This window comes from Paenibacillus sp. DS2015 (assembly GCF_050433705.1).
Classification (GTDB): Bacteria; Bacillota; Bacilli; order Paenibacillales; family Paenibacillaceae; genus Paenibacillus_AQ.
This window is the reverse complement of the sequence record NZ_JBNPWS010000024.1, coordinates 23,615-46,580: the sequence shown is the minus strand read 5'-3', so window position 1 is coordinate 46,580 and position 22,966 is coordinate 23,615. Positions and strand designations below refer to the sequence as shown.

Sequence of the window (22,966 nt, the reverse complement as noted above, 5' to 3'; positions counted from 1 at the left end):
ATAGATCTTATGCTCTCTTTATATTATTTTAACACACCTGAAGGACAGCCACACCCTACTATAACTACTATATAGCAGTCAAATCGCAAAGAGAGCAATACCTCCCTTGTAAGGTATTACTCTCTTTATAGTTAGCTCTATTCCAAGTACTTCATTGGGTTCTGGGCGACGTTATTTTTGAGAATTTCAAAATGAAGATGCGTCCCTGTTGAGCGACCTGTATTCCCCATAATGCCAATTCCCGTTCCTTGCTCAACAGCTTCCCCTTGATGGACAGTAATACTGTTGAGATGTCCGTATAACGTCGTGTAACCATTGCTATGATTAATAATCACTGCATTTCCATAACCACTTATTACGCCTGTAAAGCTAACAATACCACTATCTGAGGCCATAATTGTACGGTTACCCGATACTACGTCAATACCTTTGTGAGTTTTACCCCAACGTGCACCGTACGTGCTGGTTATGGTTGCTCCGCTCACTGGCCAAGCAAATTGTCCTGACCCTTGACCGATAACCTTAGTTCCTTGCAACACAACTTCCGTTAGCGGCTCCGTGACGACATCTTGACCAAGCCACTGTTCATTGATCATTTGTCCATTTTCTTTCGTAACGAGATATTCCATCACTTTAAGACCCTCACGCCCTGAACGAACAACCTTTGTTTTACCTGCAGGAAGCTCCCCACTTTTGCGAATTTCCACTCTAGGTTCAGTCACAACCTCTTCGGATATCTTCTCTACCGTAGTCACTGTTAAAGGCGATTTAGGAGCCGTCAGCTTCAAGGTGTCTCCGATTTGAAGATATTTCTCCTTGATAACTGGATTATTAAGATAAATCTCTTTCTCGCTGACCGTGTATCGCTTAGCGATAGAACTTATTGTATCTTCCTCAGCAACCGTATACAGCACTGGAGCTTCTGCACCCTTTACGATCAGCTTGGTTGCATCCTCTACACTTAATACTTTATTAGGGTCAACCTCAGCAGGTGTAGAGTCCACCTTTTCCCCAATTTTAACCGATTGAACAGAAGATTCTGGTGCAACTGTGGCACTCGCCTTGCTGGGCGAGTAAGACATCTGTTTCACATTTGGCTGACTCTTCTCTGCTACGGGTAAGTATTCTTCTTTCACTTGCTCCAATACCTCATCTACCGCATCTTGATCCTTAAGTATGGCAACAACCTTGCCATCCACCTTCATCTCAACACCTTTAGCGTAAGCCTTAAGCATGCCGTCTAGCTTTTGAAGCGTCGTCGAACTATCCACTTCTTCCATAAAAGCAGTATCCTCTTTCATCGTAATGCCTTCCGTTTGCAATACCATTGCTACATCAGGATACTTACTTTGATATTCTTCCCGCTTCTGGTTAAATAATTGTTCAATTTGCTCCTTGTTCTTGACCTTGCCGATCTCCTGGTCATGAACATACACCTTATAGTAAGTAACATGGTTGGCATTAATGTACTCATTTCCCGCAAATACTAGTCCTACAGTAATGACCACTCCGGATGCCAACACTGTCAACCATCTTCTGACCTTAGGGGATGTATTTACGCCTTTCGCCATTTGCAGTTCACTCCGTTCCATATCACCGGATGTCTGCATGTCCTTCTTTTTTCTTAACGTTCGTATACTTTTGAACACTTTCATGGTTATCTCCTTTTGTCAGCCCAATCGCTACTAGGTTCCGTAACGGATGCCACCTTTTAAAATTAGATTTCATCCCAAAAGGTTTCAAAATTTTAACCTTTTTCGCTATTACTAACTTTAACACATGCTTGAAGTGTTATTCAACCTTTCCCAAACGCCAAAAATCCCGCTAATCACGCGGGTTTTTTCATACAACCTAATATTTGGTCTATTTAGTATTAGTTACGAATATGTGACAATCATACCTATCTCATGCTTTCTCATGCTTTCAGTAGCGCCATTAATTTGTCATACTCCTCTTGACTTAAGTATTGGGACAACGTCTTTTCTATGCTTATAAGTTCTTGTTCCGTAAGGCCATTCTCCATGGCAGTAGATATATTCTGTACTTCTTGTTGAGGAAGCTTAGTCATGAGTATGTTAAAAATTTCTTCTTTTTCGCCGACAGGTAAGTTGTCCTTTTTACGTAAAACTTCATCCGGTGTCACGATGACTAATTGATCTTTTCCTGATTCACTTCGATTATTCGGCTCTTCCACATCTGACTCCTCTGATTGATTCTGTCCCATCACTGGAAGCGCATCAATCGGTGCCTCCTCTCCAGCTTCTTCAGAATCCCCCTCACTCTTTGTCCCTTCCGTCTTATCATCTTTATTTACCGTGGACGATTCCTCAACTTCCACATTCGTATGGGTATCCGGATCCGGATTCTTGACGATATTAGTATCCATGCTCGTATTGGTATTGGACTTCGTTCCGAACATCCCTTGCACCATACCGCCCCATGTAAATGTTTCTCCCTCAAACTGAATATTGAATTTAGCTAATATCGATTCCAGATAAGCATTTACCACCATCCCCGTAGTGAATACCGTCAAGCCGCAAACCAATGTAATCGTCAAAGTCACCTTCAGCAGCCATTGCATAAATTTCATATCACACACTCCTTTACTACCCATCTTGATGATCTTTCTTAAATTTATTCTATATACATGACAGTATTGACCATATGTGAGGGTTTCAATCCCAACTAAAGATAAGGATACGTGGCAACAATAATTTTTCTATGGGTATGTACAACAAAAAAGCCTATCTACCGCTTAGCGGCAGACAGGCTTATGATATGGATTTCAATCCATTATGCTTTGTAAATAGGTAGTACTTGATTCGTCTGATCACGATTACGTCCAACAGAGAAGATTGCAATCGGAATACCCGTCAATTCAGATACACGTTGTACATAATTACGCGTATTCTCAGGTAAATCTGCTAATGTCTTAGCTCCTGTAATATCTTCACTCCAACCTGGCATCTCTTCATAGACGGCTTCACATTCTGCCAACATCTTAAGACTAGCTGGGTAATATTCGATCACTTCACCACGATATTTATAACCTGTACAGATCTTCACAGTTTCAAGTCCAGATAGAACATCTAGGGAGTTAAGGGACAATCCTGTGATACCACTAACCCGACGCGCATGACGTATAACTACGCTATCGAACCAACCTACACGACGTGCACGGCCCGTTACAGTACCATATTCAAATCCTTTTTCACGAATATAATGACCGATCTCATTATCAAGTTCTGTAGGGAATGGACCATCGCCTACACGAGTTGTATAAGACTTAGCCACACCAATAACCTGCTCGATCTTAGATGGACCTACGCCAGAACCGATACACACCCCACCAGCGGAAGGATTAGAGGATGTAACAAAAGGGTATGTTCCTTGATCGATATCAAGCATTACACCTTGTGCTCCCTCAAACAGTACCTTGCGATCCGCATCAATAGCATCATTCAATACGACGGATGTATCCGTTACATACGGTCTAATAAATTCTGCATATTCCAGGTATTGCTTCAGCGTCTCTTCTACATCTAATGCCTCAACACCATACACTTGCTCAATCATATGGTTCTTCTCAGTCATCATTTGACGAAGACGAGCTTCGAATTCTTCTGCATCCAGTAGATCAGAGATTCGAATACCATTACGCGCTGCTTTGTCCATGTAACAAGGGCCAATCCCTTTGCGTGTTGTACCAATCTTATTCGGCCCTTTACGATCTTCTTCCAATGCATCCAGAAGTATATGGTAGGGCATAATAACATGGGCACGATCACTAATGACTAAATTATCCGTTGTGAATCCATTTTCATGAATATAATTAATTTCTTCTATAAGTGCAGCTGGGTTAATCACCATTCCGTTACCGATGACACAAGTCTTATCATCATAGAAAACACCGGATGGGATCAGGCTGAGTTTATATTTCTTACCGTCAATCAGAATGGTATGACCAGCATTGTTGCCGCCTTGATACCGGGCAACCACATCAGCGCTCTCCGCGAGAAAGTCCGTGATTTTGCCTTTGCCTTCGTCTCCCCATTGTGTGCCCACAACGACTACTGTTGACATGTTCATTCCCCTTTTGGTGCTATATACACCTTGGTTTTAATTTCATATTCCACGCTATCATTATTTCCATTTACTGCTGTAAAGCAACATTATTAGTTTACCAGCCTCGATTTTCAAAGTCAAATTAAAAACGAACAATCGCACAATGTATTGTGCGATTGTTCGGAATTAGATTACCATTTCTCATCAACATGAATAGTCACATGACATTATCCCGCAAATGGGTCTGAATGGGCTCTTTCATAGTTAACGAATTTATTGAAGTTTTTAAGAAACACAAGCTCAACAGTCCCTACTGGACCGTTCCGCTGTTTCGCAATAATGATTTCAATGATATTCTTTTTTTCTGTATCCGCATTATAGTAATCATCACGGTACAAGAATGAGACGATATCAGCATCTTGCTCAATTGAACCCGATTCCCGCAAGTCACTCATCATCGGACGCTTGTCCTGCCGCTGCTCAACACCCCGACTTAGCTGGGATAATGCTACTACGGGCACTTCAAGCTCACGTGCAATCTGCTTCAGTGTACGGGAAATGTCGGATACTTCCTGCTGACGGTTCTCTCCAGATTTACCACGACCCTGAATAAGCTGTAAATAATCGATAACGATCATTCCAAGCCCCTTCTCTTTCTGAAGTCGACGACATTTCGCACGGATATCTGCTACCGTGATACCCGGTGAATCATCGATATAAATCTCTGCCTCTGACAGAGAGGAGATCCCCATGGTTAGCTTGGCCCAATCATCATCTTTAAATTCACCCGTACGCATCGCATTTGCATCCAAGTTAGCCTCAGCACAGATCATCCGTTGAACGAGCTGAGGTGCAGACATTTCCAGACTGAAAATAGCTACCGTTTCCTTGGCACGAACAGCGACATTCTGAGCAATGTTTAACGCGAAAGCCGTTTTACCTACAGAAGGTCTGGCAGCTACAATAATAAGGTCATTTCGTTGAAAACCATTCGTCATCTTATCAAGATCAACGAATCCTGTTGGAATTCCCGAGGTTCCACCTTTATTCTCATGCAACATCTCTACCCGTTCGAATACATCCATGAGTACGTCACGAATCAACACAAATCCGCTGCCGCTACGTCGGTTAGAGATTTCTAAGATACTTCGCTCTGCGTCCCCTAACATACCGGAGACATCTTCTCCACCCGTATACCCTTCACTCACAATATGCGTTGCTGTACGAATTAAGCGCCGAAGCATCGATTTTTCTTCAATAATTTGTGCATAATAATCAACGTTAGCAGCCGTTGGCACAGCATGAGCCAGCCTCGCTAAATAACTAACGCCGCCTATATCTTCAAGTTGGCCACGATCCTGGAGCAATGAGGTCAGTGTAATTAAATCAATCGGTTGATTCTGCTCCCCGAGGTCAATCATAGCTTCATAGATTAACTGATGTGGCTTATCATAGAAATCCTCGGTTTGTACCCGCTCCATTGCCGTGATCATAGCTTCACTTTGTAGTAATATAGCGCCGAGAACAGCTTGTTCTGCCTCTAAATTTTGTGGGGGAATCCTATCAAAAAAAAGCTCGCCACCCATTTTATCCCTCCGCTACTTGGACCTTCAACGTTGCTTTTACTTCAGAATGTAACTTCACAGGTACCTGAGTTACGCCTAAGTTCCGAATCGGATCACCTAGCTCAATCTTACGTTTATCAATCTTCACGCCAAGTGCCGCCAACGCTTCAGCAATCTGTTTACTCGTAATAGCTCCGAACAGACGTCCACCTTCACCAGATTTAGCACTAAGGACGATATTCATCCCCTCTAGCTTCTTAGCTAGCGCTTGAGCTTCCTCTTTCTCCTGATCCTTACGATTCTGTTCGGCTACAGTCTGATTCTCAAGCGTCTTCATGTTGCCATCTGTTGCCGATTTAGCTAATCCACGTGGCAATAAGAAATTCGCTGCGTATCCTTCAGATACTTCTTTGACTTGCCCTTTTTTCCCTTGGCCTTTAACATCTTTTATAAAAATGACTTTCATTCGAATAGCCCTTCCTTCTCCTCAATTTGCGCCAGCACTTCCTCAAGCTTCGCTGCCGCTTCACTTACGGTACCCTTAAGCTGAACAGCAGCATTCGTCAAATGCCCGCCGCCGCCGAGCTCCTCCATCACAACTTGCACATTCATCCGCCCTAAAGAACGGGCACTTATTCCAATCAATCCATCCGGACGTTCACTGATAACAAAGGAAGCTACAACATCCGTCATACTAAGCAATGTGTCTGCCACCTGTGCAATGAATAGCTGCGATATTACCGTCCCAGATTCCGTTACAGCTAGTGCAATGTGGTTATGAACCATCTTAGCCTTCTTAATAATCTCTGCCTTTGCTAGATACTCCTGAAGGTCTTCCTTCAGCATTCGCTGAATCATCGCCGTATCGGCACCTCCACGGCGTAGGAAACCTGCCGCTTCGAAGGTTCTAGATCCTGTATGAAGTGCAAAATGCTTCGTATCTACAATAATACCCGCTAATAACATTGTAGCTTCCAGCGGACTAAGCATGACTTTCTCATGAATATATTGTAACAGCTCCGTTACGAGTTCGCTGGCAGATGAAGCATATGGTTCCATGTAGACAAGTACAGCATCGTTTATAAACTCTTCCCCACGACGGTGGTGGTCTACAACAACAATCCTAGCGGCATTATGCACAAGACGTGGCTCCATCGTCATCGATGCTTTATGTGTATCAACAACAACGAGCAGACTGTTCTGACTAAGCATCTGCAAAGCATGCTCCGGAGTTATAAACCGCTGCATGAGTCTCTCATCTTTACTCACCTGTTCCATCATTCGTTCAATAGATGGGTTGTTGTCCGAGAGTACGATATAAGAATCGACATTATACATTTGAGCCGCTTTAAGTACCCCTATGGATGCACCAATAGCATCCATGTCAGGCATCTTGTGTCCCATAATGATCACTTTGTCGCTTTCTTGCATTAAATCCCGCAGCGCATGCGCAATGACCCGCGCTCGAACTCGTGTCCGCTTCTCTACTGCACCAGATTTACCGCCATAGAAAGATAACCGCTGACCCGCCTTCACCGCTGCCTGGTCACCACCACGGCCCAGTGACATATCTAGACTGGATTGTGCTAACTCTCCAAGCTCCGTAATACTATCCGAACCGAAAGCCATACCAATACTTAATGTCATCGGTACTTTCAGATCCGCAGTCATTTCTCTAACCTCATCTAAGACGACGAATCGACTCTTCTCTAATTCCTGAAGTGATTTATAATGGAGCACCATAAGATAACGATCAGATGACAACCTTCTTAAGTATATCTTATACATTCTAGCCCAGCTTGTAATCTCACTGGCAACTTTAGCAATTACTGCTGTACGTTGTTGGTCATCCATTCCTTGAGCTGCTTCATCTAGGTTATCAATCATTATAATTCCTAATGCTAGCTTCTCATCCTCATACCTTGACCTTAACACCATCAAATCCGTAATATCATACAAATAAATCAGTCGTTCATCTGGAATCATAACCAGTTGAAAGTGCCGATCTTCATATTGAATTTCAGTCTGAGCTTGGTATTCCTTATGCGTGTTCTCTTTGTTTCCCTCTTTCTTATCACCAAAGGTCGCCGAAAGTTGCGGGAACATCTCTTGCAATGTCATCCCAATCAACGACTTGCGCTTAAATATGTCACCTACGTAATGATTGTGCCACTCTACACTCCGATCTTCACTATAAAGTACAATACCGAAGGGTAACATACTTATCGCATCGCTTTCCACCCTTTTAATGCGGAATGAAAGGCCATTGATATATTCTAGCAAATCTTTGCGGAAGGTCATTTCCGTCTTTAATATGAAGTAGCACAACGTTCCTACAACACACAGAGAGACGATACCTAGTGGCCAGTTATACCACGAGACACAGATGACAAGCAGCAATAGAAGCATGAACGCCCATATGGTATAGTAGCCGTGCCAGCGTTTCTGTAGAAATTTAGGCATGAACGTATCATCCTATCATTTGGATTTCGTCATAAGCTGACGCAGTGGAAAGGCTAAGTCGATAATACCGATAATAACCAATGGTGAAATAAGCACGACGGGAAAAGCGAGCAATACGGGAATCACTTTGTTCCATCTGCGTGTATGGGCAAGAAAGAACAAGAATCCAATCGCTTGTATTTTGAAGCACATAATAATGATTGGAACCATGTTTGCAGCTATCATCTTAAAGTATGAACTGTCAGAGTTATGCGCAATAATCTCAATCACCACACCTAGTAAGTAATACCAGATCAGTGATCTCGGAAATCTCCACTCATGGGCAGGCTTCAACTTCGTTACGTTATAACCCATTCTAGTTAGAAGAGGTCTTGCTAAGGCGTGCGTTATTATAGCCATCAGAAATGAACTGACAATAAGCGCATAGGGTATCTTTAATACTGTAAGCGTACTTACATATTTAGTATCATCGGCCGTCCAGTTGATATTACTCATGAATGGATTATTATTTACGTCCATTAGAGGTTCTGTGAACATATTCACCATCTCACGAATATATTCAGAAAGATCGAATTGGAAGAGCAATCTTCCTAAGAGAAGCATTAAGAGAAGCTCAATCAGAATTGCTCCAGCACCTAATGCGATCGTACGCAGTGATGAGGTGCGTCTCTTATAACAAATTCCCATTACAATGGCCGGAATCGCAAAATACGCCGATATCAAGAGTAGCGAGGCATCCGAAGTAATTAGTACTGCGATTGCCCAGACTAGAACCATATGCACGATGAACTGCTTCGTATTCAACATATTAAACAAAAGCACAACGGGCACAATCATACAAAATATTGTGAAAATGGATGCAGCAGGATACTGTAAAGACAGCAGCAGGAGTAGATAAACACCGCTCCACACTGCCGAAGTAGAATTAAATTTCAAATGTTTTCACCTCTTACGCACATGTTCTTCAAGCGCGGAAATATCTTGGTACCAATCTTCAAGCTGATGCCCTTCTTGTTTGTGTTTCTTTAGCTTATCCAATAAAAGATTATCGATGTCACGATAAGGTACACCAAGCCTACGTCCCAGAATATAAGAACTCATGATGAGACTAGCAAGACTATCGCCTACCCGAGCTGTGCTGCCTTCCCATAATGCCTTGAACAATCGGGATACCTGGTCGACCACTTCGGTCTTCAGCCATTCAATGACTTTTGCGCGTTTGGCTACATCCAAATCCTTTGGCATATTTGACACGTTAACCTCCCTGAAAAAGCTTTATTCTCGATTATATCACAAAAGCCAGGTGCTTACATCAAGACCCTAGCAGAGATAGACAGCAAAAAGACCTGCTATGTAGCTATTTCTGTCTTAGCTATTTAATGATAGCAAGCCTATTCATATTATAGGGAAATCATTTAATGAGAATTCATGGACTCCTTGGATACGAATTTCTCGCAATATTCAATAATTTGGCTTCTGCGTACAATACCTATAAACCGGTTCATGTCATCCACCACAGGCACGAAATTCTGAACCTTAGCTAGATTAATTAAATCTTCCATGTTGGCATCGATTGAGACGGGTTTATTACTCATTCTGAGAGGAATATCTTTTAAAAGAAATTTCGTAGCGTTCTCAAATGTAACTTTACCTTCTGAATTCTTCATATACCATAATAGATCACCTTCGGTAATGGTTCCAGCATATTCACCCTTCTTATCAAGAATGGGTACGGAGGTAAATCGATGATATTCCATTCGCTCTAACGTCTGTCGCAAGGTTGTTTCTGTCGTCAAGCATACCACTTCTTGTTTTGGAAGTAGAAAAAACGCTATATTCATGTAACGTAGTCCTCCTTATGGTCCCTAATTGAAGGTCCCCCCCTACCTATATACGTATGGAACCGCCGAATGTTCCATACGATATTGCAGCAACAGTCCATGAGTGAACTGCCGTTTTACCAATAACCCTGTTACTCTAGCTCTTGATCATCGGGTTGCATAAGTTGCTCAGAAGTCGTACTCTGACTCATCCAATTATCGATCATATCCTGTGCATATTTCAGAGTATCTTCATCAGGCTCATCGTAGTATACCCCATTAATTCGCACACCCGTTCCCGAGATGCTATAGCTCACAATTTCAGTATCATTACCCGTCATGATCTGTTTAGCTAGATCTATAATGAATTTAGGCTGCATATTCGTCTGAAAGTTAGACCCCATAATCTCTAACAGATCCGGGATTTTCGTAATTTGGTTTAAATTCTTCATCTTTTTGGCAACGGAATCTAGAAAGATCTGCTGTCTTTTCGTCCGATTGAACCCACTGTCTTCCCGATAACGTACATAATTCAGTGCCTCTTCACCTGTATAGATAGGTTTATTAGCCTCTACCGTGAACTTCTCATGGTCTGCTTCCTTATTCACAATATCTTTACCAATCGGTAGCTCCACGCCACCCAGAGCATCTACTGCGTCTTTCAGCCCTATGAAGTTAATCGTTGCATAATACTCTAACTCGTGGTCCAACAATGCCTCCATAGTATCCATGGCCATCTGTTGTCCCCCGAATGCAAACGCGTGATTAACCTTATCCTTCTTCCCCTTACCCACAATCTCTGTATACGTATCGCGAGGAACAGAGACAAGGAGCACCTTGGATTCCTTCGGTCTTACTACCGCGTACATCATCGTATCCGAACGTGCTGTTTCGTCACCACGTTGATCCGTACCTAACAGCAACATTGAGAAGGGCTTAGTCTGAAAGGAAACAGTCTCGGCTTTAAGGGGTTGATCACCCTCTAAGGGTTTATAAGATTTCGCTTGTAACGTATCCTCTACCTGTTCAGATAAGAATAAGTCAAAGGCCAGGATAGCCAACTGTTTCTGAAAAATTAAACTACTAGCCCCCACTAACAATAGGACAGTTACAGCTATGATTAAACCTTTTGTTCGTTTCTTCATATTTCAATTCCTTCTTTATATATAGGATGAATTTGAATGATTTCAGTTAGATAAAATGATAATAAGTACCCTCATGCCTCCCTTCGATATTTAAACAGATCAAACCTCATTTGAAGCATCAATAATAGAAATTTTTAAAAACACCAATCCAATTGTAAACTTAAAACTATTAAAAAGAAACCAACAATATTTTAACCATTTGTGTCATTATTCTGGATTCACTCTATTAATCCACCTATAAATTCCTTAATAAATGCTGCTCCACCTATAAATATTCCACAAATACTTACACAAAAATAGGACCCCACCTTAAAAGGCAGAGTCTGAACTTTATGAGAACACTATTCAATTCTCGCTTATATATCATCCATTATGCATAATGACAAGCTACGAAATGCTCTCCACCAACATCTTTATATTCAGGTACTTGCTGTTTACAAATATCGGAAGCGATAGGACAGCGAGTGTGGAATTTACAACCAGAAGGTGGATTAGCTGGACTTGGAATATCACCCTTAAGAACAACTCGATCTCGTTTCAATGTGGGATCGGGAATTGGTATTGCCGACATCAGTGCCTTCGTATAGGGATGTAATGGATTACTGAACAATTCCCTTTTGGGAGCCATTTCAACCATTGACCCTAGGTACATTACACCTACCCGGTCACAGAGATGCTCTACCACGCTCAGATCATGAGAGATGAACAAGTAGGTAAGACCTTTGTCTTGCTGTAAATCACTCAGTAAGTTAATTATCTGCGCTTGGATGGATACATCCAGCGCCGATACTGGCTCATCCGCTACAATAAATTCAGGATTCATAATAAGTGCACGTGCAATACCAATCCGTTGACGTTGTCCTCCGGAGAATTCATGAGGATATCGATTATACTGATAACTTGCCAAGCCACAAATATTCATGGTCTCCAGAACACGTTCCTTAAGCTCTCTGTAGCTAACCAGACCGTGATCTAATAGGGCTTCACCTATAGCGTCACCCACCTTAACTCGCGGATTCAGTGAACTGTAAGGGTCCTGAAAGACGATCTGAATTTTCGGTCTAAGGTTACGTAGTTCTTTCTTAGGAAGCTCATATATATCTTGTCCCTTAAACAATACATTTCCTGCGGTTTTCTCATGCAGACGAAGGATCGTACGCCCGACTGTGCTTTTACCACATCCAGACTCACCTACAAGCCCAAGTGACTCCCCTTTGTTAATATGAAAAGAGATATCATCTACCGCTTTGACATGACCCACTGTCCGTGAGAAAACTCCACCGGTAATCGGGAAGTACTTCTTCAAGTTTTCGACTTGCAGTAATGGTTCGCTCACTGTACTTCCCTCTCTTCTTCATATAACCAGCAGGCTACTTTATGAGTACCATCCGCGTGTGAACGGAATGGAGGTTGTTTCGTTTTACAGATATCCATGCAGGACTGGCAACGGTCATGGAAATGGCAGTTATCTCCTAAATCAACCGGGTTAGGAACTTGACCTGGGATCGTATACAGACGATCCTGCTGTTGATTAATAATAGGTTTAGCTTTTAGAAGTCCTTGTGTATATGGATGTTGAGGATCTTTAAACAATTCTATTACAGGAGCTTCTTCAATCACTTTACCAGCATACATGACAACAACGTAATCAGCCATTTCAGCCACAACGCCGAGATCATGGGTGATAAGCATAATCGAAGTGTTAAGCTTATCCTTGATGTCACGCATCAAATCCAATATTTGCGCTTGAATCGTTACATCAAGTGCTGTAGTTGGCTCATCCGCAATAAGCAGCTTGGGATTACAACTAAGTGCAATGGCGATCATAATCCGTTGGCGCATACCTCCACTTAATTCATGAGGATAGGAATCATATATTTTCTCTGCACGTGGAATTCCAACTAGATTAATAAGTTCAATAGCCTTCAACCGTGCTTCTTTACGATTCATCATCAGATGCAGAATAATCGGTTCCGCGATCTGCTCCCCTATTGTCAACACCGGATTCAATGAAGACATCGGTTCTTGGAAAATAATTGAGATTTCATTCCCCCGGATTAGACTCATCTCACGCTTACTCATCTTTAGAATATCTTTACCTTCGAACAATATTTCTCCCCCCGCAATTTCACCTGGAGGAGTCTCTATTAAACGCATTAGAGACATCGCTGTGACGCTCTTACCACATCCTGATTCTCCAACGACACACAATGTCTCGCCTTCACGAATTGTAAAGCTAACATCATCAACCGCTTTTACAATTCCTTCAGATGTATGAAAATGCGTTTTTAAATTACGAAATTCTACTAACTCTTTAGCCATATCGCATCTCCTATCTTAAGCATACGGGTGCCCTATTTCTTCATTTTTGGATCCAGGGCATCACGAAGGCCCTCACCGATAAGGTTGATCGCAACAACCGTTGTCAGAATACACAACCCTGGTGGAATCCATAGCCAAGGTCTTTTGCGGAAATCAATCATATTATTAGCAGCTGAAATCATATTACCCCACGACGGAGTAGGAGGTACCACACCTATACCAAGGTAACTCAGCGCTGATTCTGCAAGAATGGCTCCTGCGACACCTAGTGTTGCAGAGACAATAATAATGGGAACGACATTAGGTATCAGATGCTTGAATATTTTGCGGCGATCACGTAATCCTAATGCTTCCGTGGCTTGCATAAATTCCATTTCACGTAGTGATAGAATCTGTCCGCGTACAAGACGCGACAATCCCGTCCAACCTAGAACACCGATAATAAACATCAGAAAGTAAATACGTTGACCCGAATCTACCTTGAGATCGGATAACACCGCACCTAGAATAATCAGAATGGGTAGTTGTGGTAGCGCCATGAAAATATCCGCAATCCGCATGATAACTGCATCAATTCCTTTACGATAAAACCCAGCAAGCGCACCTAGTGTTGCTCCGATAGTTACCGAAATCGATGTGGCTACAAGTCCTACTGTCAAAGAAATTCTACCCGCTAGCATCACTCTCAACAGAATGTCTCGCCCTAACTTATCTGTACCTAGCCAATGCGCCTCACTTGGTGCTTGATTCTTATCAGCTACGGTAATGTCCTCTAACGTATAGGGAGATAAATAAGGACCTGCAAAACTCATTATAAACATAAATATTAGTATAATAAGTCCCATTAACGCTAACCGATTCTTCACAAATCGACGCATCGCCAATCTCCAAGGAGATGCTGGCGCCTTAACTGGAACTTGTACATTCATCTCTAGTGGTGTAACGTCTACGGACAACTGAATCTCCTCCTACTTTAAGCGAATTCTTGGATCTGCAACACCATATAATACATCAGAGAGCAGATTCCCCAGCAATGTTAGTACGGCAAGAAAAATCGTGAATCCGAGCATAAACGGATAATCACGCATACTGATGGATCCTAGATAAACCTGACCGATCCCCGGCCAAATAAATACCTTCTCCAGTATAATCGCGCCACCAAACAAAGCAGGCAGTTCAAATCCGAGCAAAGTTATCGCTGGAATCATCGCATTGCGTAGGGCATGTTTGAAAATGACAGTCCGTTCTTTTAGTCCCTTGGCACGTGCAGTACGAATATAATCTTGACGGATTACCTCTAGCATCGAGCTACGGAAATACCGTGTAAGACTACCTGTACTTATCATAGTTAATACTAAAGTAGGCAAGAGCATGTGTTTACCTACATCTACAATGTATTCCCATCCCGTGGCACCTAGTCCAGCTGTCGTCATCCCACCGACGGGTGTTATCCCGAGATTTAGACTGACTATTAATATGAGCAGGAGCCCTATAAAGAATGAGGGCAAGGACATCGAAATAAATATAAGCAACGTAATTATCTTATCTAACAATGAGTGCTGGAATTTGGCAGAGAACACCCCTGCAAATATTGCAATAATCCAACTTAGCACTAAACTTGTAAATGCAATGACAACGGAATTCCATACATAAGTATTGATAACTTTAGTTACCGGCTTCTTATGCTGCAGCGAATCACCCATATCACCGATAGCCATATTTCCCACCCAGTCAATATAGGCCTTGGCAACAGGTTTGTCCAGACCGTAGATCTCACGAAGCTGTGCTTCTTTCTCTGCTGTCATGTTAGGGGAAGCCTTGGCAGTTATATAATCACCTGGAACCATACGAGAAATTGCAAACACAATGATAGTTATGCCGATCAACGTCGGGATCATCTGCAGCAGTCTACGAAAAATGTACTGCTTCATATTATTCCTCCTGGCTTTATAATTGGACATGCCCAGCCCCATAGGGGCTGAGCATATATCCATCTAGATAGATTCAACTAAAAGCTGCGCCCCCTTCTATAGTTTCTAATGAAATTTAAGAATATAGGGGTGCATCTATTAGTTCATTTTATCTGGTTGTATTATTATTGTGGTGCAATTTCTACTTGGTTTAGACTATATGTGAAGTCTTTATATGGCGTTAGATCAAATCCTGTAATTCTGGAGTTAACTGGCCACATATCTCTTCTTTGGTACATGTAGATGTAAGGAAGATCTGCATTAAGCTCTTGGTACATTTCTTTATAGATCTCTTTACGTTTTTCCCGATCCAATTCAGCTTTACCTTTTTTCATCAGTTCATCTACTGTAGCATTGGCATAACCGATATCGTTTTGCGCGCCATCAGAAGTATATACTGTGTTATCTGGATCTGGAGTCAAGCCCCAAGCCGCAAAGTACATTTCGAAAGTTCCAGCATCTTTCTTAGCCATAATAGCGTTGAAATCTAGTGTTTCTGGAGAAATGTCAATTCCCATTTCTTTATAGTTCTTCGTCATGATTGGAAGCAATGCCTCTACAACTGAGTTATCTGCTGTTGCGGAGAATTCAATTTTGAATTTCTCTCCGTCTTTCTCACGAATACCATCGGATCCTACTGCCCAACCCGCTTCATCAAGAAGTGCTTTAGCTTTCTCAAGATCGAAGTCATAAGTCTCTACACCTTCATCTGTATAAGCCCAACCTACTTTGGATTCAGGAACATTGATTACATCTGCATATTTACCAAAGGAACCTTCTACAACTTCTTTACGGTTCAGACCGATCGTTAGCGCTTGGCGAACTTTAACATCTTTAAATTTATCCTTATTGTGGTTAAATGCAACATATCCATATCCATTTGTTGGATAAATATGAACATCTAAGAATCCTAAGGATTGTAATTCCTCTACATTATCTTCGTTTACAGTAACCATATCCATATCAATCTCACCAGCTTGTAACATCGCTAGCTTCGTATCGTCAGTTGTTACTTTAAAGATCAGGTTTTTGATTTTTGGAGCTCCAGCGAAATAATCTGGATTGGCTTCAAATACCACTTCCTGGCCTGCTGCGAAGTTCTTCATAATATATTTACCTGTACCTACCGGTTTGTCATTCAATTCTTTAATTGAATCCAATTTACCAAATGAATATCCTTTACCATAATAAGCTTCTGGCAATAATGGAATGTCACCCAGTTGATCTTTTGTTAGAGCTGTTTTTTCAGTTACATTTATTTCTATTGTATTGTCATCAATGACTGTCACACCAGAGATGTCCTTGGATTTTCCATCATGAAATTCTTTACCCCCAACAATATGAATAGAGTGAATATCACTTTCTCCATCATACGTTGGGTCATGAAGCACTTTAAGTGCGAATAGGAAATCCTTTACTGTAACCGGCGTTCCATCGCTATATTTAATACCTGATTTTAAATGAAATGTATATTTCAAGCCATCTTCAGATACATCCACGCTTTCAGCAAGACTCTCTTTGTAAGTTCCATCCCCTTGAACTGCAAGGAAACTATCAAATACAGTTTCTACTACATATTTATCATATGCTGTAGACCAGAAGAACGGGCTAAATGTACCATTAGGAGCCGTCATACCAATAATTAGCGTATCAGCACGATTAAGTGCAGGCGCTGGGTTAAGCGATGGATCACTTGCTGGGAATACCCCGTCATTTGCTGATTCATCTGTTGCTGGTTCAGTCGCAGGTGTCTCTGTAGCTGCAGGTTCAGCTGCTGGCGTTACCGCGTTATTACCACCACATGCCGACAAGATAGTAATCATTACCAAAAGAATTAACATCATACTCGATAACTTCTTCTTCAAAATGAATCCCCCTTTAATTCGTTTTTGATTAGTAAATAGGTCGAACTGTAGATCCTTACTTAAAAGAATATATTAATTATTCATTCAAGTAATAACCTACTTTTCACCATAGACTCTACTTGACGATAACTTACAATAAAGCTATAACACACTAAAGCTTTACCGTAATGACCACCGGTCAATTATAGTCCATAGTAATTGCTGCAAGATTTCTTTACTAAATTATTGTAAATCATACAATGTTAAAATAACTCACGTCAACCTATTTTTTAAAATTATCCAATAAATTTTATGTATCTGATCCATTTATGGCGCTAAATCAACATTTTGTGCTTTATAATATTTTTTTAATTCCTTTTACTTCCAATTTACTAATCATGGTTTGTTTCGTAACCCACTTACAAGTATATTCAACAGAAAATACTATGTCATAAATAGTGACATCAATGTGACTTTTACCTTTTATGCGAATAAATTTTTTAACTATTCTATTTCCTAGTAAAGTTGTCAGATTACAATAATTTACTATAGTCACTTCTTAGCTGTCAACTCATTTTAACACTAGACTAACAGATTACAATATAATTCAATGAATATAGAAAAAGACAGCCGCTATAGAAGCAACTGTCTTTTTCTTGTTATCGGATACTACTCAGTAGTATATGGCAACAATGCGATTTGACGTGAGCGTTTGATTGCAATTGTCAATGCACGTTGATACTTTGCACTAGTTCCAGTTACACGACGTGGCAAAATCTTTCCACGTTCACTAACGAACTTCTTAAGCAAATCAACATCTTTATAGTCAATGTGAGTAATTTTGTTAGCTGTGAAGAAACAAACCTTTTTACGTTTGTTACGGCCGCCACGACGTGCCGGTCTTTTGTCGTTATCGGCGCCTTCTCTTGGTTTAAAAGCCATGCTATTCAGTCCTTTCCGTTACTAAAATGGCAAATCATCATCCGAAATATCTATCGGTTTTCCGTCATCGGAAAAGGGATCTTGATTGTTATTTTTGCGTGAGGAATTTCCACGTCCTTCGCCCCCAGAAGCAGGCTCTTCACGTGTAGCACTACTATTCCCGCTGCTACCGCCTTCGCGGTTTGGCGACTCCAAGAAACGAACATTATCGGCAATAACTTCAGTAACGTATACACGTTTACCTTCGTTATTCTCGTAATTTCGTACTTGAATGCGTCCTTCTACAGCCGTCAAACGGCCTTTACGCAAATAATTGGCGCAAGTCTCTGCAAGCTGTCTCCAAGTTACAACCGGAATAAAATCCGCTTCGCGCTCCCCGCCTTGTGCCGTAAACGGACGATCCACAGCGAGCGTGAATTGCGTTACAGCTACCCCGGAAGGAGTATAACGCAATTCGGGGTCTTTAGTTAACCGGCCGATCAGAATGACACGATTCAACAATCTAAGTCCCTCCCTCAAGCGATTTAACTACAGAGCAAAACATATAAAACTTAGGCTACGTCTTTAGTAATGAGATAACGAATAACATCGTCAGAAATTTTCATGAGGCGTTCAAGTTCGTTGATAACTTCAGGTGTACCATTAAAGTTAACTAAAACAAAAGTGCCATCATTAAATTTATTAATCTCATACGCAAGACGGCGTTTACCCATTACATCATGCTTTGTAATTTCTCCACCGTTGGAGATGATGCCTTGGAATTTTTCGACTGAAGCTTGAACAACATCTTGTTCAATGTCTGGACGAATAATGTACATCACTTCATATTTGCGCATATCATTTCACCTCCTTGTGGTCTCACGGCCCCTGATCTAACGTCAGGAGCAAGGAACGAGCTTAAACTCGCACCTGATTAATATACCAAATTTGCGCATCCAGCGCAAGTGCTTGGAAGATACATCCTATAATTACATCTTGAATTTCAATTTAGCTTACACCGATTTCCTACCCTGAGCTGACAGATGCTACCGTCTTTGTCTTATGCGAGAGCCTCTTAGTTATACCTGTTCATAATAGACCATGGGATTCGATATCAAAGGTGATCTTATTGACACATGATTAAGGGAGCAACTGCGCACAATATATTCGAATCCTCATTAACAATAGAAAGGAGGTATACCATGGGCGAGAAGACTGAATATGAACCCGGAGACCAAGCTCCAAACCCTGGCACATACACAGAGGTAGGTGAGGGACGCAGCTTTCATACCGAGATCCAGAGTCCAAAACGGATTGAGATGGAGAAAGGCGATACTTTTCCCGCCACAACCAATAAGAATCGTAAGTGGAAAAAAGCCGAAAAAGCTCGAGTACATTAATATTGTATAAATAATCATAAGGCTGTCCATACTATTATCAAGCGGTGCAAGAGAGAGGTGTGGTTCCGTTGGACTACTTAGTTGAACAAATCACTGGAGATCTAAAGACAGCACATGAGGGTTGTTAACAAAGGCTAGTCTCGTAAGACACTAGGATCTAAAGCAAGCATAACATTTGCTCAAGGATAACCAATGTTTCACTTATGATGTGGATGTGTAAGAATTCCTAAATCAATCAAGCACCGCTGTCATCTGAGGGATCCTATGGATCCCTCTTTGGCTTATATGACAGTCTAATCCCATTAAAAAACCCACTGAATGAATACAGTGGGTGATATTTAATCGTATATATAGTTGGTAGTTGTTAAGAATGGCGGAAAGAGTGGGAGTCGAACCCACGCACGCCTTGCGACGCCTAACTGATTTCGAGTCAGCCCCCTTGGACCACTTGGGTACCTTTCCATATCCAATTTTCCAACAAAAAATATTATACCACACAGCACTTAATGTATGCAATGATGCAATAATCTGCATGAATGCTCATCTTAAGTGTACGATTGGAAGCTATAATGAAGTGGACTAATTTACTCCATCGGAGGCTTCTTCAGGTGGCAGGGTAGAGCGAAGTACCTTTTTCATATTTTTTTCAAATTTTGCGCGAGGTATAAGTACACTATGCTGACATCCCACACATTTAATTCGGATATCCATTCCCATACGGATAATTTCCATCTCGTTACTGCCACATGGGTGCTGTTTCTTCATCTGTACAACATCGCCTAATTGAAAAATTTTACGCTCCATTTCCAGTCTCTCCCTCCCTGCTTGCCTCTGCTGCTATCGCTTCTTCTGCCTGCATCTTATCCAACTCTGCCTGTAAACGACTCTCCTCGTGTTCTAGAGCCTGTTTCACGCCCATCTGTATTTGACTCTCTATCTCTCCTTTGGTATTAGGAAGACATTCAGCCACTATTCGAATGACATATTCACTCGTATTTAATGACTGTATCCCAAGAACATTAGGGGCTGAGATCATATTCCGATTCTTTTCATGAACATTTACTAAAGCCTCTTTAATGAGCTGCATTGTATCATCCAAGGTTCGTTCGTTCTTAATTGGAAGATCTACAACGGCTAGAGCATTAGATACTGAGTAATTGGTTACGGTGCTAATAGAGCCATTCGGAAGGATGAACACTTCCCCTGTCTGACTTATAATTCGGGTGGTACGAATCCCAATCATCTCTACTGTACCTTTAAAGGCCCCTGTCTGGATCACGTCGCCTACAGCAAATTGATCTTCTAAAATAATAAAAAATCCCGTAATAACATCTTTCACTAAACTCTGAGCTCCGAAACCTATAGCCAGTCCAAGAACTCCCGCACTAGCAATCAGTGGCCCAATCTTAAAGTCAAATTCTCCTAATACAATTAGAATCATTATAAAATTACATACAAATGAGGTCATATTCTTCAACAATTCTCCAACGGTCACGAATCGACGTGGATTCAAATTCAAGCGATTATTTCCTTGCCTTGTCAAAGATCGATCGATCACTTTATATACAATTTTTATAATAAGACGAGTTAATAAGAAAATAGTAATAATTCTGATTCCAGCGAACAGTATAGTCATCCACATTTGAGAATCGGTTAACCAATTCCACGTCGCGTCCTTGAAAGCAATCACCTCTTTTACAGCTTCTTCTGTATTAGGTATTTCCAGCGCTCGATTTCGCACTTTACTTCCTCCTTACATCTCGATGTTCTCATATTGCTCTAAGTTGTTTTTGGAGAATATCCCTTTAATTTCTACATGTTCTTCCTTAATGATCTTGACTACAATCGGTAATTCTTTTCCAGGAAAAAGAATCGATAAGGCACATCCAGCAGTAACTTCTTTGGGGGTTGGAAATAGATCGATTTCGATATCACTATATTCCAGTAACATCTCTGTTCTTAACGCTTGCTGTGTGGAATCGAAAGCGATGAGCAACCACGTCTCCATTTGTCCATCCCCCTATCTATAATATGGTTTTCATAACACATGAAAGTCTGCCCTCAGCACTTCTAGTAAACTGTAGGTGAACCCGCTACGCTGCTTCTTCATGACTATCTCATCCTCTTGCTACCCCTCTATGCTATCCATCCATCCCTATCATTGTCTACTAAACCCCTGATATTGATTTAACGCTTTATATCCAGTTTTATATCCATAATCATTTCCTACTTCGTAAATCAATCATTTTGGAAATATGACATGTAATAATTGCAATTGAAGTATAAAAAAATCGTTTTATCCATATACTAGCTACTATTAACTGCACATGAAAGGAAGATATTATGAGCCCTTTTTCTAAACCTTTATCACCACAGCGACTATCTTGCTTAAAAATACCACATACCGACCCTGAAATCCATTCTGCTGTAGTCCACCGGTTGTTGTTCCATCTATCTCAGGCCAAAGAAGGACAGCCCGTTATTGTGGTATGTATAGGTACAGATCGTTCAACAGGAGACAGTCTGGGGCCCCTTGTAGGTACTTCCTTATCACGCTTCAAAAGCCACCTATTTCGCGTCTATGGTACATTAGATGAACCTGTACACGCTGTAAATTTAGAGGAGACCATTTCATCCATTTATGAATTATATGATCAACCCTTTGTGATCGGAATTGATGCTTGCCTAGGCCAATCTGCAAGTGTGGGTTGTATACAGGTTGCAGAAGGTCCACTGAGACCAGGAGCAGGCGTAAATAAACAATTGCCGCCGATCGGCGATATCCATTTGACAGGCATCGTTAATGTCGGCGGCTTCATGGAATATTTCGTATTGCAGAATACTCGTCTAAGTCTCGTTATGCGTCTGTCCGATGTCATCGCTACAAGTCTTTACTCAGCTATTAAAGAGTGGAAGTCCCCTGCTAACTTCTTTGCTTTGCAAGAATGATGGTTTCCTTCTCTTCTTCTGACAAAGCAATTGACGACTCTCCTGCTTGGATCGCTTTAGAATATATGTAGGAGTTCTCACGATTGTATATAGATGTAAGTACAACTCCATCTGCATTGTCATCCATAATTGCAAGCGAGAAGCTGAGGTCGTTACCTCTCTCTCCGAAAGCGTTGTATCTTTTGAGACCTACATTCCCCTTAACAGAATGAAGCTGTGTTGATAACCCTTTTAGCACTTTTTTTTGCGAACTTTGTTCGTCTTCCAAGCCGTCCAATTGTACCTTCAAATCAATGAGTAACGATTCTAGATTATCAACGCCATTGCCCGACATCATGGCATCATATCGACGTCGCATTCTGCTTAGTTTAGATAATTGCATGATTATCATAACCAGCAAGAATAAGACAATAATAAGGATTCCTCCGATAAACCACGCTAACTGCTCTGTAATCATTTCATTCAGTTCTGACATGGATGCTTCATTCCTTTTCCTCAATCT

The 22,966-nt window shown here is 41.3% G+C and carries 24 protein-coding genes and 1 tRNA gene; 2 read left to right on the top strand and 23 right to left on the bottom strand.

Going from position 1 to position 22,966, the window contains the following annotated elements:
* Positions 1-137 precede the first annotated feature (137 nt).
* The 18 genes from J2T13_RS18715 to rpsF form a co-directional block, all read right to left on the bottom strand.
* Complete coding sequence (locus tag J2T13_RS18715; RefSeq protein ID WP_429373883.1) at positions 138-1,655, bottom strand: peptidoglycan DD-metalloendopeptidase family protein; 1,518 nt, start codon at positions 1,653-1,655, stop codon at positions 138-140.
* 260 nt (positions 1,656-1,915) lie between these two features.
* Positions 1,916-2,590, bottom strand: a complete 675-nt coding sequence (locus J2T13_RS18710) for a hypothetical protein (RefSeq protein WP_429373882.1) — start codon at positions 2,588-2,590, stop codon at positions 1,916-1,918.
* Positions 2,591-2,793: 203 nt separating this feature from the next.
* Positions 2,794-4,083: an adenylosuccinate synthase gene (locus tag J2T13_RS18705; protein ID WP_429373881.1), complete on the bottom strand. Its 1,290-nt coding sequence runs from the start codon at positions 4,081-4,083 to the stop codon at positions 2,794-2,796.
* Between the two features lie 209 nt (positions 4,084-4,292).
* Complete coding sequence (gene dnaB, locus J2T13_RS18700; protein ID WP_429373880.1) at positions 4,293-5,651, bottom strand: replicative DNA helicase; 1,359 nt, start codon at positions 5,649-5,651, stop codon at positions 4,293-4,295.
* A gap of 1 nt (position 5,652) precedes the next feature.
* Positions 5,653-6,096 carry a 50S ribosomal protein L9 gene (gene rplI / locus J2T13_RS18695; protein WP_429373879.1) on the bottom strand — a complete coding sequence of 148 codons (444 nt, stop codon included), beginning with the start codon at positions 6,094-6,096 and terminating at the stop codon, positions 5,653-5,655.
* Complete coding sequence (locus J2T13_RS18690) at positions 6,093-8,093, bottom strand: DHH family phosphoesterase (RefSeq protein ID WP_429373878.1); 2,001 nt, start codon at positions 8,091-8,093, stop codon at positions 6,093-6,095. Before J2T13_RS18690 ends, rplI begins: the two co-directional genes overlap by 4 nt.
* 15 nt (positions 8,094-8,108) lie before the next feature.
* A complete protein-coding gene (locus J2T13_RS18685; protein WP_429373877.1) occupies positions 8,109-9,029 on the bottom strand; it encodes a DUF2232 domain-containing protein in 921 nt (306 codons plus the stop codon).
* Between the two features lie 6 nt (positions 9,030-9,035).
* Positions 9,036-9,338 (bottom strand): MazG-like family protein, encoded by a 303-nt coding sequence (locus tag J2T13_RS18680; protein ID WP_429373914.1) that lies wholly within the window; start codon positions 9,336-9,338, stop codon positions 9,036-9,038.
* Positions 9,339-9,508: 170 nt separating this feature from the next.
* Positions 9,509-9,934: a CBS domain-containing protein gene (locus tag J2T13_RS18675; protein ID WP_429373876.1), complete on the bottom strand. Its 426-nt coding sequence runs from the start codon at positions 9,932-9,934 to the stop codon at positions 9,509-9,511.
* A gap of 131 nt (positions 9,935-10,065) precedes the next feature.
* Positions 10,066-11,058, bottom strand: coding sequence for an LCP family protein (locus tag J2T13_RS18670; RefSeq protein ID WP_429373875.1), 993 nt, complete (start codon positions 11,056-11,058; stop codon positions 10,066-10,068).
* A 370-nt stretch (positions 11,059-11,428) separates the two neighbouring features.
* Complete coding sequence (locus J2T13_RS18665; protein WP_429373874.1) at positions 11,429-12,394, bottom strand: ABC transporter ATP-binding protein; 966 nt, start codon at positions 12,392-12,394, stop codon at positions 11,429-11,431.
* Entirely contained in the window at positions 12,391-13,380 is a 990-nt protein-coding gene (locus J2T13_RS18660; protein ID WP_429373873.1) for an ABC transporter ATP-binding protein, read from the bottom strand. The genes J2T13_RS18665 and J2T13_RS18660 overlap by 4 nt, the downstream gene beginning before the upstream one ends.
* Positions 13,381-13,412: 32 nt before the next feature.
* Entirely contained in the window at positions 13,413-14,309 is an 897-nt protein-coding gene (gene opp4C, locus J2T13_RS18655; RefSeq protein ID WP_429373913.1) for an oligopeptide ABC transporter permease, read from the bottom strand.
* A 39-nt stretch (positions 14,310-14,348) separates the two neighbouring features.
* Entirely contained in the window at positions 14,349-15,311 is a 963-nt protein-coding gene (locus J2T13_RS18650) for an ABC transporter permease (protein WP_429373872.1), read from the bottom strand.
* Between the two features lie 164 nt (positions 15,312-15,475).
* Entirely contained in the window at positions 15,476-17,194 is a 1,719-nt protein-coding gene (locus tag J2T13_RS18645) for an ABC transporter substrate-binding protein (RefSeq protein ID WP_429373912.1), read from the bottom strand.
* A gap of 669 nt (positions 17,195-17,863) precedes the next feature.
* Positions 17,864-18,136: a 30S ribosomal protein S18 gene (gene rpsR / locus J2T13_RS18640; RefSeq protein WP_429373871.1), complete on the bottom strand. Its 273-nt coding sequence runs from the start codon at positions 18,134-18,136 to the stop codon at positions 17,864-17,866.
* Positions 18,137-18,157: 21 nt separating this feature from the next.
* Entirely contained in the window at positions 18,158-18,637 is a 480-nt protein-coding gene (ssb, locus tag J2T13_RS18635) for a single-stranded DNA-binding protein (RefSeq protein WP_429373870.1), read from the bottom strand.
* 50 nt (positions 18,638-18,687) lie between these two features.
* Positions 18,688-18,972 (bottom strand): 30S ribosomal protein S6, encoded by a 285-nt coding sequence (gene rpsF, locus J2T13_RS18630; RefSeq protein WP_429373869.1) that lies wholly within the window; start codon positions 18,970-18,972, stop codon positions 18,688-18,690.
* Positions 18,973-19,317: 345 nt separating this feature from the next.
* Here rpsF and J2T13_RS18625 point away from each other — a divergent pair, with 345 nt between their 5' ends.
* On the top strand, positions 19,318-19,515 hold the full coding sequence (locus J2T13_RS18625; protein WP_429373868.1) for a YjzC family protein: 198 nt from the start codon (positions 19,318-19,320) through the stop codon (positions 19,513-19,515).
* A 371-nt stretch (positions 19,516-19,886) separates the two neighbouring features.
* Here the strand turns inward: J2T13_RS18625 and J2T13_RS18620 are convergent.
* From J2T13_RS18620 to J2T13_RS18605, 4 genes are all read right to left on the bottom strand, one after another.
* Positions 19,887-19,977 (bottom strand) — tRNA-Ser (locus tag J2T13_RS18620).
* Positions 19,978-20,094: 117 nt separating this feature from the next.
* Complete coding sequence (locus tag J2T13_RS18615) at positions 20,095-20,319, bottom strand: DUF951 domain-containing protein (RefSeq protein ID WP_429373867.1); 225 nt, start codon at positions 20,317-20,319, stop codon at positions 20,095-20,097.
* A complete protein-coding gene (locus J2T13_RS18610) occupies positions 20,309-21,256 on the bottom strand; it encodes a mechanosensitive ion channel family protein (RefSeq protein ID WP_429373866.1) in 948 nt (315 codons plus the stop codon). Before J2T13_RS18610 ends, J2T13_RS18615 begins: the two co-directional genes overlap by 11 nt.
* Before the next feature lie 12 nt (positions 21,257-21,268).
* The gene (locus J2T13_RS18605) at positions 21,269-21,523 is read right to left on the bottom strand and encodes a DUF3343 domain-containing protein (protein ID WP_429373865.1); all 255 of its coding nucleotides are present in this window, start codon (positions 21,521-21,523) and stop codon (positions 21,269-21,271) included.
* 335 nt (positions 21,524-21,858) lie between these two features.
* Here J2T13_RS18605 and yyaC point away from each other — a divergent pair, with 335 nt between their 5' ends.
* Entirely contained in the window at positions 21,859-22,464 is a 606-nt protein-coding gene (gene yyaC / locus J2T13_RS18600) for a spore protease YyaC (RefSeq protein ID WP_429373864.1), read from the top strand.
* On the opposite strand, the gene J2T13_RS18595 is transcribed toward yyaC, so the two are convergent.
* The gene (locus J2T13_RS18595; protein ID WP_429373863.1) at positions 22,439-22,939 is read right to left on the bottom strand and encodes a DUF4446 family protein; all 501 of its coding nucleotides are present in this window, start codon (positions 22,937-22,939) and stop codon (positions 22,439-22,441) included. The genes yyaC and J2T13_RS18595 overlap by 26 nt on opposite strands.
* Positions 22,940-22,966: the final 27 nt, after the last annotated feature.